General features: G+C 58.7%; 12 protein-coding genes and 1 pseudogene. 9 read left to right on the top strand and 4 right to left on the bottom strand.

Features of this window, described 5'->3' with window-relative positions:
• Positions 1 to 41: 41 nt before the first annotated feature.
• Positions 42 to 1,703 carry an urea ABC transporter permease subunit UrtB gene (gene urtB, locus CY652_RS06965; RefSeq protein WP_102129975.1) on the bottom strand — a complete coding sequence of 554 codons (1,662 nt, stop codon included), beginning with the start codon at positions 1,701 to 1,703 and terminating at the stop codon, positions 42 to 44.
• Positions 1,700 to 2,944 (bottom strand): urea ABC transporter substrate-binding protein, encoded by a 1,245-nt coding sequence (locus CY652_RS06960; RefSeq protein ID WP_219723710.1) that lies wholly within the window; start codon positions 2,942 to 2,944, stop codon positions 1,700 to 1,702. The genes urtB and CY652_RS06960 overlap by 4 nt, the downstream gene beginning before the upstream one ends.
• A 436-nt stretch (positions 2,945 to 3,380) precedes the next feature.
• Between CY652_RS06960 and CY652_RS06955 the strand changes: the two genes are divergently transcribed.
• Complete coding sequence (locus tag CY652_RS06955; protein ID WP_102130126.1) at positions 3,381 to 4,556, top strand: transporter substrate-binding domain-containing protein; 1,176 nt, start codon at positions 3,381 to 3,383, stop codon at positions 4,554 to 4,556.
• A complete protein-coding gene (locus CY652_RS06950; RefSeq protein WP_102129974.1) occupies positions 4,553 to 5,158 on the top strand; it encodes an ANTAR domain-containing response regulator in 606 nt (201 codons plus the stop codon). The genes CY652_RS06955 and CY652_RS06950 overlap by 4 nt, the downstream gene beginning before the upstream one ends.
• 789 nt (positions 5,159 to 5,947) lie before the next feature.
• On the opposite strand, the gene CY652_RS06945 is transcribed toward CY652_RS06950, so the two are convergent.
• Positions 5,948 to 6,550: a Stf0 family sulfotransferase gene (locus CY652_RS06945; RefSeq protein ID WP_102129973.1), complete on the bottom strand. Its 603-nt coding sequence runs from the start codon at positions 6,548 to 6,550 to the stop codon at positions 5,948 to 5,950.
• A 6-nt stretch (positions 6,551 to 6,556) separates the two neighbouring features.
• Positions 6,557 to 7,624 carry a hypothetical protein gene (locus tag CY652_RS23845; protein ID WP_146010033.1) on the bottom strand — a complete coding sequence of 356 codons (1,068 nt, stop codon included), beginning with the start codon at positions 7,622 to 7,624 and terminating at the stop codon, positions 6,557 to 6,559.
• Between the two features lie 967 nt (positions 7,625 to 8,591).
• On the opposite strand from CY652_RS23845, the gene CY652_RS06940 reads away from it, so the two are divergent.
• The 7 genes and pseudogenes from CY652_RS06940 (at position 8,592) to CY652_RS06905 (ending at position 17,379) form a co-directional block, all read left to right on the top strand.
• Entirely contained in the window at positions 8,592 to 9,665 is a 1,074-nt protein-coding gene (locus tag CY652_RS06940) for a TylF/MycF/NovP-related O-methyltransferase (protein WP_102129972.1), read from the top strand.
• Between the two features lie 333 nt (positions 9,666 to 9,998).
• Positions 9,999 to 10,124, top strand: a pseudogene (locus CY652_RS06935) (DUF3761 domain-containing protein); the annotation flags it as partial.
• Between the two features lie 515 nt (positions 10,125 to 10,639).
• Complete coding sequence (locus CY652_RS06925) at positions 10,640 to 11,989, top strand: tyrosine-type recombinase/integrase (RefSeq protein WP_102129971.1); 1,350 nt, start codon at positions 10,640 to 10,642, stop codon at positions 11,987 to 11,989.
• Positions 11,990 to 12,481: 492 nt separating this feature from the next.
• Complete coding sequence (locus CY652_RS06920; protein WP_180970443.1) at positions 12,482 to 12,781, top strand: helix-turn-helix transcriptional regulator; 300 nt, start codon at positions 12,482 to 12,484, stop codon at positions 12,779 to 12,781.
• Positions 12,778 to 14,388: a hypothetical protein gene (locus CY652_RS06915; protein WP_102129969.1), complete on the top strand. Its 1,611-nt coding sequence runs from the start codon at positions 12,778 to 12,780 to the stop codon at positions 14,386 to 14,388. The genes CY652_RS06920 and CY652_RS06915 overlap by 4 nt, the downstream gene beginning before the upstream one ends.
• Positions 14,389 to 14,495: 107 nt before the next feature.
• Positions 14,496 to 15,371, top strand: coding sequence for a hypothetical protein (locus tag CY652_RS06910; protein ID WP_102129968.1), 876 nt, complete (start codon positions 14,496 to 14,498; stop codon positions 15,369 to 15,371).
• Positions 15,372 to 15,606: 235 nt separating this feature from the next.
• Entirely contained in the window at positions 15,607 to 17,379 is a 1,773-nt protein-coding gene (locus tag CY652_RS06905; protein WP_180970441.1) for a UvrD-helicase domain-containing protein, read from the top strand.
• Positions 17,380 to 17,704 lie beyond the last annotated feature (325 nt).

Genomic DNA, 17,704 nt, shown 5'->3' with positions numbered 1-17,704 from the left:
GTCTCTCCTCGATGACATGCGGTGCCCCGACGCGAGCGCCGTCAAACCCGCGTCCTGACCGTGAAGAGCCCTTGCGGGCGCTTCTGGATGATCAGCACGATCAGCAACAGGACGGCGACTTTCGCGGCGACGGCGCCGTAGAACGGCTCGATGAACTGGTTGATTTCGCCGAGCGCGAACGACGACACGACCGTGCCGGCCAGGCTGCCGGCGCCGCCCAGCACGACCACCATGAACGAATCGACCACGAAGTCGGTGCCCATCGACGGGTTGACGTTCGCGATCTGCGTGAGCACGACGCCGGCGAGGCCTGCCAGGCCCGCGCCGAACCCGAAGGCGAGCCGATCCACCCGCTCGGACGGCACGCCGAGGCAGCGCGCCATGTCGCGCAGTTGGGTCGTCGCGCGCATCAGCAGGCCGATCTTCGTGTAGCGGATCACGGCGTACGTCGCGCCGAATACCGCGAGCGCGACCGCGATGGCGAACAGCCGGTTGTAGGTGACGAAGAACCCCGCGATCGGCTCGAAGCCGCCGTTCAGGAAGTCCGGCGTCACGAACTCGACGTTCTGCGAGCCGAATATCACCTGCACGAGCTTGATCAGCGCGATGCTGACCGCCCAGGTGGCGAGCAGCGTTTCGAGCGGCCGCCGGTACAGAAAGCGGATCACGAAGAATTCGAGCAGCATGCCCGTGATCGCGCACATGACGAACGCGGCGGGCAGCGCGGCGAAGATGTATGCGCCGAATGCGCTGGCCGGCAGCCATGCGCGGAACGCCTGCTCGACGAGATAGGTCGAGTACGCGCCGAGCATGATGAACTCTCCGTGCGCGAGGTTGATCACGCCCATCAGCCCGAACACGATCGACAGCCCGAGCGCCGTGAGCAGCAGCACGCCCGCATAGCTGAGGCCGCTGTAGAGCACCGACAGGGCATGGCCGACCGCGAGCCGCCGGTCGAGGTCCGCGATTGCCGATTGCACCGCGGCCAGCACGGCCGGATCGGCGCGCACCGTGTCGTCGGCAAGCAGGTTCGCGAGCAGCGTGCGGCCGCTTTCGCTCGGCGCGCCGGCGATGGCGGCGATCGCCGCGAGGCGTTCGCTGCGCACGGTGCTGTTCAATCCGCGTTCCGCGAGCGCGAGCCGCAACTCGGCCGCGACCGCGCCGTCGTGCTCGGCGTGCAGCGCACGCCCGACGAGTTGAGGGTCGAGCAGCGTGAAGAATTTTTCGACCTGCTGCGCGGCGGCGAGCCGCTTCGCGCGGTCGGGGTCGCCGAGATCGAGTTCGGCCGACGCGACCGCGAGGTGCCGCATCATCACGATGCTCGGCACGTACGGCGAGACGCTCGCGCCTGCCGTGCTGGGCGCGAGCGTGTCCGCATCGACCTGTCGGCCGTCGACAGTTAGCGTCGCGCGCGCGTCGGACGTGCAGCCGAGGCCGCCGTTCCCGAGCGCATCGACGACGTCGCGCGCCCAGCGCCGCTCGCCGGCGTCGGCCGACAGGCCGGCCGCGACGACCTGCGAGAGCGCCGCGACAGGGTCGCCGTTGGTTCCGCAAAACGCCTGCACGATCGCCGTATGACCGCTCGCGTCCGGCGCCGCGCGAGCAGGCGCCGGAACGAGCGAGCAGAGGAGCGCTCCGCCCGCGCAGACGAGACGTGCGAGGCGGGCGATGCGTACGGGCGCGCGGTGCAGCCGGGTCGTCATGCCTGGCTGATGTAAGGGCTGAACGGCACCGGCTTGACGATGGTCGGCGACTTCCACAGGATGTCGAAGCCCTGTTTCGCGTTGATCGAGCCGATCATGTCGCCGCGCCACAGATACTGGTTCGACGCATCCATTTTCACCTCGTAGCCGGCGGGGTCGAGCATCGACTGGCCGGCGATCGCCCGGCGGACCGCGTCGGTGCCGGTGGATTTCGCCTTCGTGACCGCCTGCGCCCAGAGGTGGATGCCGAGCCACGTGGACACCATCGGGTCGATCACCATGTCCGGTCGGTGCTTCAGGTTGTGGGTGGTCACGTAGTTCTTCCAGTCGGTTTTCAACTGGCGGTTCAGCGGCGTGTCGACGTTCTGGAAGTAGCACCAGCAGCTCAGGTTTCCGACGAGCGGTGTGGTGTCGAGGCCTTCGAGGTCGCTGTCGACGACGTCGAGACCGAGGATCGGAATGTCGGTCGCCCGCACGCCCTGGTTCACGGCTTCCTTGAACAGCGCGGGGATCGAGTCGCCGACCACGGTCATCACGACGATGGCCTGGCCGCCCGGCTGCGAGGCGAAGTCCTTGATCTCGCGGACGATGGTCTGGAAGTTCGACTGGCCGAACGGGACGTAGTGCTCTCGCAGCGCCGAATCGGGAATCCCCCGGGTCTTGAAGTAGCCGCGCAGCATCTTGTTGATCGTGCGCGGCCACACGTAGTCGGTGCCGACCATGTAGAACCGGCGGGCCTGGCCGCCCTGCGCGCTCATCAGGTAGTCGACGGCCGGCAGCACGGAGCTGCTCGGCGGCGAGTTGAGGTAGACGACGTTCTTCGACTGCTCCTCGCCTTCGAAGTGCAGCGGATAGAACAGCAGGCTGTTCTGCGCCTCGACCACGGGCAGCACCGACTTGCGCGAGACCGACGTCCAGCAGCCGAACAGCGCGGCGACCTTGTCCTGCAGGATCAACTGCCTCGCGAGTTGCGCGTACATCGGCCAGTCCGACGCGGGATCGACGACGACGCCCTGCAACTGGCGCCCGAGCACGCCGCCCTGCGCGTTGATCTGGTCGATCGTCATCAGCGAGATGTCCTTCAGCAGCGACTCGCCGTTGGCCATCGTGCCGGACTGCGAGAACAGCAGACCGAGCTTGATCGGTTCGCCGCCCGCCGCGTGGGCCACCTGCGGAAGGTTGCCGATCGCGGCAGTCGCGATCCCCGAACCGACTGCCGAAAGAAACGCACGTCTCTTCATCTTGTGAGCTCCGACATGGGTGAAGGACAAAAAAAGGCCCGAAGCCAGACGAGCTGGCTTCGGGCCTTTTTTGGCCGGTGCGATGCGAAACACCGTTGTTTCGCACGCGAGGCTGCGCGGAGTCCGGGACGCGCGCCATGCACATGGCCCGAAGTCTGCGTATGCCAGTAAGAGCAAAGCGCATGCCAATGCGCGCGCCGCACGCTCGCGTCGATGCTTCATCTCGCGCGACGGTTCGCGCCATGCGCCGATTTCGGCAACGCTTGCGTCGCGCGAACGCGCTCGGGCATCATCGTCGAAGCGTGCCGGCCGGCTGCCGTCGTCCGCCCGGTTTTGTCGCATCGCGCACAACGCGCGTGCACGGATGCACCCGGAAACGGCGCGGCGCGGCGCGGGCGGCGCCCGGACGGTGCCGTTTCTCATCGAACGAATCGCAATGGCCCATTCCCATCAGGAGCCGATCAAGGTCGGTGTGTTGTACTCAACGAGCGGCGTGACGTCGTCCGCCGAATCGACGCAACTGCGCGCGACGCAACTCGCCGCCGACGAGATCAACGAAGCGGGCGGCGTGCTCGGCCGCGAGATTCGTCTGATTCCGGTCGACCCGCAATGCGTCGCGCGCAACTACGCGAGCCTCGCCGAGGCGCTGATCGTCGAGCATCGGGTCAGGCTGATCGCGGGCTGCTACATGTCGAGCGGACGCAAGGCGGTGATTCCGGTCGTCGAGCGCCACAACGCGCTGCTCTTCTACGCGACGCCCTATGAAGGCTTCGAATACAGCCGCAACGTGATCTACACGGGCGCGGCGCCGAACCAGAACACGCTGCCGCTCGGCAGCTTCATGCTGACCAACTACGGCTCGCGCGTCGCGATGGTCGGCTCCGACTACGTGTGCCCGCGCGAATCGAACCGCGTGATGACCGACCTGCTCGGCGAGCGCGGCGGCGAGAAGCTCGACGAGACCTATCTGCCGCTCGACGCGAGCGCGAGCGACTACCTCGGGGTCGCGCAGCGCATCAAGCGCCTCGCGCCCGACTTCGTTTTTTCGACCGTGGTCGGCGAGGGCATCGCCTCGCTTTACCGCGCGTTCGCGAGAGTCGGCCTCGATCCGTACCGCATGCCGATCGCGAGCCCGATGACGAGCGAGGCCGAGGTCGCGCAGATGGGCGCCGAGGCCGCCGAAGGCCATATCACGGCGGCCGCGTATTTCCAGAGCCTCGACACGCCCGCGAATCGCGCGGTCGTCGCGCGCTATCACGCGCGCTTCGGCGCCGCGCTTACGACGAACATGTGCTGGGAAGCCGCGTATTTCCAGTTGCATTTGCTGGCCGACGCGATCCGGATCGCGCAGAGCGACGATCCGACCATGCTGCTGCGCGTGCTGCCCGGCCTCGAATTCGAGGCGCCTCAGGGGCGCGTGCGGATCGACGAGCGCAACAACCACACGTATCTGCATCCGCGGATCGGGCGCGTGAATCGCCGCGGGCAGTTCGACATCGTCGCGAGCGCGCCTGCGCGCGTGAAGGCGGACCCGTACGTCGTATCGCACGACACGCCGCCGTGGACGCTGGAGCCGCGCGGTCACGCGCCGCGCGAGGGGGCCGGGCAATGAGCCGCCCTCCGGTCCAGACTCCCCAGGTGCTGAAGGATCTGCGCTCGCTGAAGGTCATGCTGATCCATCCGCAGGACCAGGACGGCGACGAACTCCATGCGCAACTCCAGCGCATCGGTTGCCAGGTCCACATGTGCTGGCCGGACGCGGACGTCGTCGTCGACGGCACCGGGCTGATTCTGATGGCGGTGCGCCCGGAGACGATGTCGCAGCGCTACGCGTGGCTCGGCAAGGCGTCGTCGCCGCCGATCATTCCGGTCGTCGGCTACGAGAATCCGTTGACGATCGAGGCGGTGCTGCAATTGCAGGCGTTCACGACGATCCCGTCGCCGGTGCGCTCGTCCGGGCTGATGATGGCGATTGCGCTGACGCTGAGCCAGCATAAGGCGAGCCGCCTGCGCGAGCGATACATCGAGCGGCTCGAGCAGAAGTCGGTGAAGCTGCGCGTGATCGAGCAGGCGAAGCAGATTCTGATGCGGGCCAACGGCGTGACCGAGGACGAGGCGTATCAGCGTCTGCGGGAGCAGGCGATGCACAACCGCGAGTCGATCGAGGAGGTCGCGGGCACGATCGTGAAGGCGGGGGAGTTGATGCGGTTTTGAGGGGGCTGGATGGAGGTGACGAAAGGATCGCGTTATGAATGCAAGATACGCAAGACTCCCGTCTCTGACTGCCGTGCGAGGTGTAGTCGCCTTGATGGTCGCAGCATTTCATGCATCCACTGTCTGGCGTGGCCGTCTTTCTTATGCCGCAAGCTCCGGCTGATTGGGAGTTTCCTTCTTCTTTATCATTTTTTCCGGATTTGTTCTTACGGGGGGGGCGTTGCCGGAGGATCTCATCTATACTGAGTCAATTACTCATTGGATCGCAGAATATTTCCGGTTTACCTATTATGTATGGGCATCAAACTTTGCCAGGCGGGTCGATGTTATCTATGTTGCCTTGCAGAGCCACGGGTTGAGCGATTCTACCTGCTACGGTATGTTTGCGTGCGGTGCCTTATTTTATTGATATATGGTTTCTCGCAGAGTATCGTTACTGCTGATGGCAGGTTTGCTGGGACTTGTATCTGGCTTGATGTTTGGATGCAGTAATCCCAGGATGGGGCATGTTGAAGGTAAAAAATAATAATTCGGATAATATACAGAAAAGAACCTGTTGCTGCGCCATAGTGGATCGACCTGATTTCGATGTGAACGTTGCTCCTGCCGGTTGGGTGCTTAATTTCGGATTCGAAAGAGAGTGTAGGTAAGCTGGAAAGGCTGGGTGGGGCGGCAAGCGTGAGGGAGTTGCCTTACGTACCAAATCCGCCGGGACGTAAGGCTTCGATGTTTGAGCAGCCAGTGTTATATTCTGTCTGGCGGCAATAATACTTCCGGACTCGAGAACCGTCAGGTCATAGGGATAAAGCTTGTCGATATGGAGGGCAATGATGATAGATGCCTCATGACGTAGGCGTTCACGTTATCAGACAATTCCTCCCTGCTATTTGAGAGAAAAAGAACGGGGGTGCGATCAGTTGTCGTATCCAGTAACGAAAGATCCACGCCATGAAGAACGGCTATATATTGGCTATCTCTTTCATGTATGTCATAGCCCCATAAATCTCCGCCTCCGGTAATGACGAGCGTTTTATAGTACGAATTGCGGGCTTTTGCTGTAGGGCGCAGCGCAACCTTGCCTTCGTTGACGATATCGAAGTTGCAATCGATTATGCCGATATGTTGAGCGATGCGATGTGCATGATCGACTGGGTTGGCAATGAATTCTTCGTAGGAAAGCTTATATGGATCGATCCCGTGGTTCTGGAAGAATTCAAGAAAAAATTTCTCCATTCTCAAAAGAAAATTTATTTTATCTATAAAATATTCTCTCGGGATGTAACGGAAGCCTTCATCGTGAGATAAGTTTGAGAAATTGTGCCAAACTCCGGTCTCTATAGACAATTGATACGAGATTGATTGGGCGAGCACATCTTCCCTCCAAAGATAAATGTGGCGTCAATCTTTAACATCTTCAAAAAAATCTGGTTCTTCCAATAGTCGCTCGGCTTCGATTTCTATTCCAAATACTCCATTTTTTGAGCGGAGTCTGGAGAGAAGAAATTGCTCGTAGGAAGAAAAAATATCAGAGAAAGAGAGGGAGAGTGTCCGTATCACGTCCGGAACGAAAGACTCCCCTGGAAATCCGAGTTTGTCGCTGCTGGCCAGTAGCTCCGTCAAGAAGGTCGAGCCGGAACGGGGAATCATGAAAATGCAATATTTCAATGAGGCTGGTTCCTCGTTGCCTAAAATATGCTCCACCAATTCTTGAGGGTGACGCCGATATTGAGATTCAATATATTCCTTCGATAATGTCCACTCTTTTTCGAAGATGTTGGCGCGTTCACTAACACTAATATTTGGGGCAGGGATGTCTACCGGCTGGAAAGACGTTTTCCCGTGGAAATCGATGATGTCGCTGGTGCTGTGTCCCCATGCAGGATCGTCACAGCGAATTTGCAATACTCCAGTGCTATCTTCGCATCTGACGATTGCGGATTGAATAAAGGAGCGGCAGGGTGCCGTCTGCGTTTCCTTCTCGATATTTATTGAGAAATCTATAAAACCCGGTGAGTGGAAGTGAAGAAACGCAAAATATCGAGAGAGATCGCTGGAAGATGATATATCGTCTTTCCAGATTCGATGTCCATTGGCGCAGACTGCAACAGCATAGGCTCCTTCGAAAATAGGCGGAGTAAATGACACTGCGATAAAGTAAGTTCCTGGCTCGGGTGCATAAATTCGGGTAGCCATCGTTTCGAAAGCGTGCGCAACCAGGACCGTCTGGTGAGGAGGGATGGCAACATGTTCGTAAACAATGGTGGCATTACCCATGTTGGTTGCTGCAAATCCCGTCCCGTCTTCGGGGCGGCCTGCCAGACGCGGGGCGTACCATCGTTTGATGCCCTGCCCGGTAAAGGTGAATTTTCGAAGGGGAGAGAAAAAATAATCTCCCACTTTTTCACCGTGCTGGACAAAGAACGGTTCAGGGATGCATGGGAGTAGATCTTGCTTCAAATTTTTCATTGAGAATTTGCTGGACGTAGTGCTTTCGATCTCGTTGATCCGCAGCGCTACCTGCACAGACTATTTTCGTGTCAGATTGCCTTGGCCTGCAGGGTCCGGAAGGATGTATTCCGGATGGCAATACCAGTGGGATCTTCGAGCAAATAATCCATCGGAAAGAGGTTCGGTGAACGATTCACAGCAAAGGTCCGTTTTACGGCTGGAAGGGTCGAGTTCACATCCGCATGCGAGGTGCTCATTACACAGGCATTTGCATGCCAGGATGGACGCGTTGGACTCCTCTTGCCTGGCTTTCGAACGACTACTGGGGAGGTAAAAGCCTGCCAATATTTTAGGGCAAAATTCGTTTCTGCTGCATATTTGGCGTTTTAGCAGAATACACTGTTCTCTAGTCGGTGTATCCGCTTCCGATAGGCCTTCCTCTTCTCCCATGCAGCCGGAGCACCACCGGCAAGGCGTCTGTTACCTTTCTGGCGTGTACATTGGGTGACGATCCTCGATGCGACGACGAGGCAACATCAATACAATGCCTTGACGTGCGGCAGCAGTTCTGGCAGGCCTACAATCCAGCCTGCGCATCGATCTCGCCTGCACTTCACGCATCGTGAACGCTTGCCGGATACAGGTTCGGACACGAGGATTGCTGCGCCTTATCGCTCAACTCAAGGCCCTCCTTGACTCTGATCATGCAGACAAGGCGGCGGGGTATTTCGGTGGGGGGTAGCGGGTACGGCCGAATCATTTGCATACGGATTTCTATTTATGATTCGTTATGCGGAATTATTTGTATATGGAGTACTTATAAACTGTGTAATGGATAAAAAATCGGAAATTTATTCATCCGATTGGGGTGCTTCTTCAGGCTCGGATCGTCTGGATTGCCAGTCACGAATGCGGGGGAATTGCGTAGCAGGCTCGTTAATAGATTATTCTCTATGCATCGAGCAGTTTTTTTGAACCCATTTTCATGGTGACGGAAACAGTGAATTCCTATCTCGAGGCAATTGACCCTCTCCGGAATCAACCACATGGTCCGGATCTCGAACGTGCACTTGGTCGACTTCATGCGAATACGGCCAGAAATGTCGTCGGCGGCAGGAATGTTACAGCCGGCTACATTCGGGCATGGGGGCTTTATTCTCCTGTCGGGATTGCCCCAGCGGTTGCACAGGACCCGGTCTATAGGGAAAGCATAGAGCTAGCGAGAGATTTGACCTTGGTTACTGAGCACAAGCTCATGAATCTGTTTCTGATCATGAAATACGGCTTGGCGGATATCAAGGGCGACATCGTTGAGTTCGGCAGCTACAAAGGCGGTTCGGCGATCTTCATGGCGAATGTCGCGCGGCGGCTCGGCATGACGGCAAGAATCTACGCTCTCGATACCTTCCAGGGAATGCCTGAGACGGACGTCGCGCGCGATCTGCATCTTGCAGGTGACTTTAACGACACCTCGATCGACGCATTACGTGCATTTGCCGAAAAACACCAGTTGTCTAACCTGATTCCTGTACAGGGGTTGTTCGAAGACACGGCGCCCGCATTACTCGAGACGATTGACGCGGTCATGCTTGCACATATCGATTGCGATATCTACTCAGCGGTGAAATTTGCGATCGATGTCATCCAACCCAGGATGCATGCCTGCGGAGGGTATCTCGCATTCGATGATCCTCTGCAGGCAACTTGTCTGGGTGCACTGGAGGCCGTTGAGGACATGGTTCAGGCTAACGGATTGCACGCGGAACAAGCTTACCCGCATCTCGTCTATCGCTTTCCGGCGCCACTAATCAGGGCAGCAGATAGCCTCGAGGAGGAAATACGTAGCAGGGAAGAGCGGCTATGGATAATCGAAGAAAAGCTTGGGGCACTCCAGGAGCAGCTTCGCAACAAAGACGAACAGCTCGGCGTCCGCAATGAAAGAATCGACGAGCTTCAGAAAAGCTTGTCTGCATTGCATGCTTCGACTAGCTGGCGTGTCACAGCACCGTTGCGGAAATTGAAAGCGGCTTTAGCTGGCAGGCGAAACCGGGAGCCTTGATGGCAGACGATCGTTAATTGTGCATATGCAGGAATGCCTGGGGCTTGTCAAACCCACGCGTCAGTTTGTCAGTTCTCCGGGTTCCATCGTGCGCATCGATATCAATCCCCAGCGACGGTCCGTGTCGATACCCAACTCACTGTCCGATTGATTGAAAATTCTGCTACAGATCACGTCGACAACATGTGCATTGCGACGACAGGTCATTTTCATCGAGATTGGGTTGTGCTGACGCTGGTCATCGCTGGCGCCGCGCATGCTTACTGGCCATCTTCTCCCGACGAGTCCCGTACAGGAGCACTGTCACTACGTGAACCGTGAGACGGGCGCCTCGTTCACTCGCCGGCGCATCTCCGAAGCGGCAAGGAGCCGATTGGCACGACCGCGAATTGCGATGACGGGACGTACAGCCTTGGCCAGTACCACTCCGGAACGTGTTCACACATCAGGCGTGGCTGAGTGGGAGTCGGTCTCAGACAGGCGTAGCCCAGTGGCGAGGATAACGTGAACTCATCGATTGGGCGAAATTCTGAAGATTGCCGACAAGGTTGCTGAATTGCGGGGCGCGGTGTGGCCGGGGCGGCAATATGCTGCGTAGGCATATCGCCGGAGTGCTCGGGATCGTCATGGGGGCATCGCGTGGCGTCGAGGTTTCGCCCGGGTGGGGGTATTGCCTGAAATTGTCTGTCTGCACGGCTCCCAGAAAGCAAAAAGCCCCGTCGCAATGACGGGGCCAAGGGCTTGATTCGATTCTACTGGTCGGAGCGATAGGATTCGAACCTACGACCCTCTGATCCCAAATCTATTTCCACATAGGTCGGTTACGTTCGGCAAAGTACGCCAACCCCAAAAATACTGTTGATTATACTTAATTTTTTATTAGGGATCGTACGATAGTGGGTCGTGAAATTCGGCTAAATTCTGCGCTTCTCCGGTAACATACCGGTAACGCAACAGCCGGCCACCATAGAGTCATGGGAAAGCTTACAGTACGGGCGATTGAGTTAGCTAAGAGAAAGGATAAGGCTTATTACCTACCGGATGGCGATGGCCTGCGGGTTCGCGTCGCAACGGACGGCACGAAGAGCTGGCAAGTCAAATACTCCGTCGACGGCAAGGAGACAACCATAACGTTGCCCCGTCGCTACGGCGCAACCACCGATGCTGCCAATCTATCGCTTGCCGATGCGAGGCATGAGGCAGCGGCTATTCGAGCACTGGCGCGAAGCGGAGTCGACCATCAACAGAAAGTCAAAGACGATCTCGAAGTACAACGTCGCCAGCGCGAACAGCAACAATCTGAGGCAAAAACCGTACAAGACTTGTATGACGCGTGGTTTCCAACCATCGCAACGAAGCGCGGCAAGCGCGGGCGGAAAGACGGTGGCAGTGAGATCGCCCGAACATTTGCGAAATTTGTACTGGGCGAGCTCGGGGCCAAAGCACTTACGCATTTGTACGCTGCAGACATCCGCCCGATCCTTACCCAGATATCTAATCGCGGCGCAAACAGGCAAGCGACCGCCCTGCTGGTCGACCTGAAGCAGATGTTTCGCTGGGGCGACCAGAATCAGCCGTGGAAGCGCCTCCTTGCAAGCAGCGATATCCTAGCCATCCGCCCCGAGGATATCGTAAGTGGTAACTACGACCCAGTTCGCGACAATGAACGCGATAGAGTTCTCAGCGAGGCCGAAATCAAAACGCTTGTTCAGCTCATGCCGAACGCCGGACTATCGCTCGCAATCCGTTCCGCGATCTGGATTATGTTGTCGACAGGGACACGCGTAGGAGAGACTGTCGCTGCGTGCTGGAAGCATGTTGACCTCGACAGCAAGTCTTGGCTCATCCCAGCCGAAAACGCGAAGTCTGGCGTTACGCACAATGTGCGAATGTCGGATTTCACGCATTCGCATTTTGCTGCGTTATGGGATTGGCGCGAAAAACTCCCGGAAGACCAGCAAAGCGAATTTGTATTCCCGTCTAGCCGAGACTACCGCACTGCGCTGAACAACCAGACGGTCGGGAAAGCTCTGGCAGATCGACAGCGTCCGAATCGCGAGCCCTTGCCTGGCCGGACCGAGCACACGAGCGCATTACTACTTGAAGGTGGGCAATGGAAATGCCACGATCTGCGGCGAACCTGCGGAACGCTGATGCAGAGTCTCGGCATCGCGGAAAGCATTGTTCATCGCTGCCTCAACCATGCGCGGGCGGACAAGCTTGATCGGGTCTACCTGCAGCACGACTATGCCGAGGAAATGGAGCACGCATGGCACGTCTTGGGGCAGCGTCTCCAAGCTTTAGCCGGAACAACCACGACCTAAGCTCCCTACCATGCCCCAATTTCAGTCCACCAATACCCGACCAGCCGGTCGGGTTTCGGCAGGATTACGCGCATCTTAAAAACTGATACAGTCCTAACCCTGCCTAACGCGGTCGTCAGTGGATACGACCGATGTTGAGAACCCTGCAGTTTGGAAATCGGGTCGGGCAAAGTATTTCAGGCCTCAGAAGCCCTTTATCACCACCTGTTTTAGCGAATTCATGCTCGCAGGTGTGCAGCACCATATGCGCCCAGACGCGCTCGCATATCAGCCTCATGTTCGTGTGGCTTGGTGTGTGATGGTCGATAAAGGACTTCTCAGCGTCTGGATTATTTTTGAGCCGAACCTCCACTCAGACTGTTTGCCATGGGTTCCAAAAATTCTCTCGGGCGACCGCCGACCAGCGCGGCCCCTACCTATCTTGATTCCTCTGTCCTCGTGGGCGACGTGCAGCCAGCGCAGTCGTCTAGCGGCGAGACGATCAATCGTCAAGTGACATACGACGACTTGTCGCGTACGGCACGCCGTCAACTCGCCGCGCGCACGTCCGTAGCTTCTGCAGGCGTGCGTGAAACGACGTCTGGCAATCCGTCCTTGCCGTTGCCCACCGCCGACCGCATCGTTCGCCTCCCGGAGCTGCTCGCCATCTTCCAGATCAGCCGTACGACTGCTTATGCATGGCAAAAGGCGGGGCTCTTGCCGCGCTCAGTCGCTCTCGGTCCGCGCGCACGCGGCTGGAAACTGTCGGACATCGCACGCCACCTCGCTTCGCTTGGCGAGGATGAGCAATGAGCGACCCGATCAAACCCGACCCACTCGATGCGGAAGCACGGGGTAATCTCGAGCCGGTACCGGAATCGCGCACCGACGACTATGCCGAACAGCCGGAAAACGCGGGCTCTGCGCAAGCCGCACAGCCACCTACTTTCGAAATGGTCGCCACCGCGTACAACCTGCACGGCCAGCGACCGTGTCACGTCTTCGACTTCGATCACGGCTCCGGCTACCATGCCCGCCGCCTCGTGGAGACGCGCGTGTTCGCTTCGATCAAGCGCGCTCGCGATGCGCTGGTCAAGGCAGGCGTCCCGCCCGCCGTGGTGCCCGACGATTCGGTGCTGGCAGCCGTTGCCGATAAATCGACTTTGGTCACCGGCATGTATGACGTACCGTGTGGCTGGTCGCGTGGTTGCGATGTGGGCCTGATCTATCGCTATGGTAATACGGCATACGCGTCGTCGGGACCGATCGCCATTTTCGCCGACGGCATCGTGCCCGAGTCGAAGCAAAGCGCCGACACTAGCAAGCTACTGGCGGCGTTGGCGGAGGATCGCTCACCGGCCACCTTCATTCTGACGGCGGCTCACTGCGCGAGCCTGTTGGTACACCTGCTCGACTGTCGCCCCATCGTGGTAGTCGTATCCAGCGTGCCGATTCTGGAGGCCAAACGCCTCACCACACTAGCGAAATTCGCGTTCGGCACCACGCTCACCACCATGCATACGCGCCGCAAGGACTCGGGCGATGTGCTTATCCAGTTCGTAAGCGAGAAGTCGCGCAAGCAGGCATTCGCTCAGGCCCGAGCACTGCTCGAAACTGATACAAAAGGTACAAGGCACAACAACAAGACCGAGCGCACGCACGCGCCGGTTACGCTAATCCTCACGACGGAGACGGACTCGCCCGGAAACCTTGCGTCGCCTATACCGCCGCCCGGCTGCATCGAGATTCATATCGACGCGGCAAGTCCGGATGCGGCGAACAAGCCCGCCCGAACTTCGCCAGATACGACGGCATCCTGCGACGCCCGTGCAGTCGAGACGTACATCGAAGCGGTAGTCCGCGAACAAGATGCAGTCTCTCGCAACGCCGATACGAACCTGCCTAACTTCGTGGAACGCTATCTAGCTATAGCGAAGAGTCTGCAAAACGAAGATGCCGTTTCGGCCGCCGTTGACTCGTTCGCCGTGTTGCGCTATGCGCTCACGTGCGGGCACAAGTTCGGCATCGTCCCGTGGAGCAAGAAAGCCGCCGACGAAGTCATGGACGCGTGCGTGAATCAGTGGGCAGATCACCGCCGCCAACGGGAAATGGCCTTCGAACGACAGGTCGTCGATGCTGTAAAGAAGTTGCTCCACCCGGGCTCCCCGAATCACCGCGCAAAGTTCAATGACCGCGAGGTCCGCTTCAAGACCATAAACGGCAACGAACTGATGCTGATCGACTCCGGCAGCTTCGACACGTTGGTCGTCGGCCACCTCGATAAAGCGCGAGTTCTCGACGCCCTTCGCAAGCGCAAGCTGCTCGTGACGAACGGCGACGGGGCGCAGTACCAGGTGCGTGTTGACGGCAAGCAGACGCGCTTCTATGCCATTGACGCTGCGGTTCTGCGCGCGCTGTAGTCATCCGCGCGGGCGGCCCACGACCGCCCGCTTCTCATTCGATCCTGCTCCATGCCGCGCGCGGTTCCGTGCTCATCACGCGTCGCCGCTGCGGCTCCCGTCACGCCATGAAATCGACCAAAGTGAAACTACCCACCAAGGAGCCGAGAGAAACTCGCGAAGCACTCGATGCTTTCGAGCGCGCCGTTAGCGGCTTCGACCGCCTTACGCTCTGGATCAACCATCCCGCGCCCGACATTCCGGTGCACGTAATCGAGCCGCACTGCCGAAAGCTGGTGATGCGAAGTGGCCGCTCTCTGAAATTTAACCCCGAATGGCAAACGGAAATCAAAATCCTTCAGCCCAGCCGTTGCGCGCTGATCGAACTGCAAGCCGCGCTCGGGCCGCGCCGCAGCACCTGTGTCCGTTACGCAGAACCCGCGCTCGACTGGCTGACGAACAACTACGACGACGCCAAAGTCATCTACGACTTCGTCTTGGAACATTTCCGCGTGCAGTACATGCGTCAGCCCGTAAAGTTCAAGGAGGGTACGGCTTACTTCGCTCGGCGCGCATCGCATGACGGCACAAAGACCGGAACCAACGTCGTCATGTACGCGGACCGGGTCAGCAAGCTTTGGCCAGCCCGCGGCCTCGACCAGCCGTGCTGCCATCTTGAATACCGGTTTCAGGGTATCGAGACGCTGGCGCAGCACGGTCTGCTCAGTCTGTCCGACTGCATCGACTTCGACCACCACGCATTCTGGCGCGCAAACTTTCCACTGTACAAGTTGCCGAAGAAGGTCGAACTTGGCTACCGCCTTGCGCCGGATAAAGCGAACGTCTCGGACACGGCACTGACGAAGCGCGCTAACCGTCTGCTTGATCGCTACCGGCACGGCGATGCGCTCGTACTGCAGGATTGCTGGCGCGAGAACCCGATCATCAGCGACCTCGTGACGAGTATCGACAATGCGCCGTTCATCGGCGAAGTGACGACGTGACAGGAAGGGGCTGCAAGAGGCAATGATATATCTCCCAAATGTTTCCTATATATTCCCTTCCCCTTCCTCACTTCCCGCCCATCTCTCAACCCATTTTCATCGACACGTATAGCGTTTTCTTGCATTCTTACGCTGCTTTCTGGCCTGATTTTCGACCGGAATTTTCGCAACCTTCCAGCCCGTTCTGCAGCAACCGGAATGCTTGTCACGCTGTCACGTGTCGCAGGCAATGATCGTGAAAAATTTCAAGTACACACAGGAACAACTGGCGATCATCAACACGACGGCTCAGCGCGTAGTTGTTTGGGCGAGCCCCGGAAGCGGCAAGACCGAAACGCTCTGCGCGCGGGTTCGTCGTTTGCTTGATCGCGGTGTGCGCCCTGAGCATATTCTCGTGTTGACCTTTTCGGACAAGGCAGTGAGCGTATTGAACGAACGCCTGCCGCCCGGCGTGATGGCAAAGACGTTCCACGCTTTCGGTTTCGGCATCGTGCGCAGCACGGCACGGGCAAGATCGCAGATGCCGATGTTGCTCACACCGAAGCGCAGCCTCGATCTGCTGCGGCAAACGATCAAGCGTTGTCCGAAGACACGACGTAGCGTGAGGCTAAAGAGCGGTATCGACCTCGCCTCGCGGTATGAAGCGGGGCGGCTTGCCGACTTTGTCACGCGTTGCAACGGCAGCGATGAACTGGCCGCGCGCCTCGCTCGCGATGAAGAATCAGGCTTTTCGGACTATGCAGCAGTGCTGCCAGAACTCCGCTCGATTCGCGTTGCCTACGACAAGATGGTCGAGCGCACTGGCGGCATCGACTATCCGGCCATGCTGCGTCGAGCAAACGCGATGCTCGGAGCGGCCTCCCTGCCGTACCGCTATGTGCTCGTTGACGAAGCTCAGGACATGAGCGCGGAGCAGGCACGGCTTCTCGCCACGCTTGCCGAACGAACTCCGAATATCATGCTGTTCGGCGACCCGAAGCAGGCCGTGTATGGCTTTATCGGCGGAAAGGTACGGGTCTCCAGCGTGGTGATCCGTGACGCCGTGACACTGGGACTGACGCGCTCGTTCCGGCTCACCCAAGAAAATGCGGCTCTTGCGAACGCCGTCCTGAGTCAAGGCAAGTATCGCGTATCAGGGAGCCGTCACGGTGTCACGCCGTCACTCGTGCGTTGCGTTTCCGCTATCGAACAGGAAGATGCGGTTGTCGGTCTGGTCAGCCAACTTATCGGCGGCGGAGTCGAAGCTAATCATATCGCTGTGCTCGGCCGCACGAAAGCGCAGGTCCGCTTGATAGAGCAGGCATTGCTCGCGGCAGAGTTCGAAACGGAGTCCCGGTTCAGCGAGCGGCAGTACGCGCACGTGTTCAAGGTGCTCGACCTGCTAAAGCTGGTGCTGTCTTGTATCGGTACGGCGAACGCCGGGCGGAGGCCGAGGCGGGAGTGGCATGCTCGCCAACTTCGTCGCATCGTTGACTCAAACGTAAGGCAGGCTGTGATCAACGAATGTCTGCGCGCGCTTGCGAAGGCGGCCCGCACTCCGTCGTTCGAGGGCCGCTACGTGTTGGCTGTCCGCATCTATCTGCGTCTTGCTCGGGCTGCCGGAATTGCTCCGAAGAATCTGGCGGCTGAATTGGGTCGCTGGCAAAGCGTGAGTCGGCAGTTCGAGAACGTTGCGCAACTGCGCTCACACGTGCTTGCACTGTCACAGCGGGCAAAGATCGTCACGTCGACAATCCACGGCGCGAAAGGTGACGAATGGGAGCACGTTATCGTGCTCGGTGTAACGGAGGGATCAATTCCGTTCTACCGAGAGATGAAACGCGGTGATGTTGCCGAGGAGAGGCGGCTTTTCTATGTTGCTGTGACACGCGCGCGGAAGCAGGTCCATTTGTTCCACGCACCGTTCCATCACGCGCCGTCGGGGCAATCGTTTACGCTACCGTCTCCGTTCTTGACGGAGGAAGTCACGGCAAAACTGGCAACGGCGCCTTGTCTGGACACTCAGTGAACCGCTCTGACAGTACCAGCAGGCCGAGAAATACCTCGCTTCGAGGTATTTCTCCAAAAAAATCACAAACTTTGGATTGCAGATTAAAAAATTGCCTCGAATAGCCTGATTCGCACCAAAAATGGGCAATTTTCTTGTTTTTTGGCGACCGAAGGACCACTTTGGTCGATGGCAAAATATTTCAAATAGCTTTCGAATCGGGGATCGACCCGTATGGACGCTGGCGTCCCGAACCCACACGAACCCCTTGGCCGGGTGACTGCGACCCGCTGGAGGTGGCTTAAAACGGGGCGGAGCGGGATTCCTGACGCTAGAAGAATCCCCG

Origin of the sequence: Burkholderia sp. WAC0059 (assembly GCF_002870125.1) — a bacterium.
Classification (GTDB): domain Bacteria; phylum Pseudomonadota; class Gammaproteobacteria; order Burkholderiales; family Burkholderiaceae; genus Paraburkholderia.
Note: the sequence above shows the minus strand (reverse complement) of the source record. Positions and strands in the feature narration are given on the sequence as shown.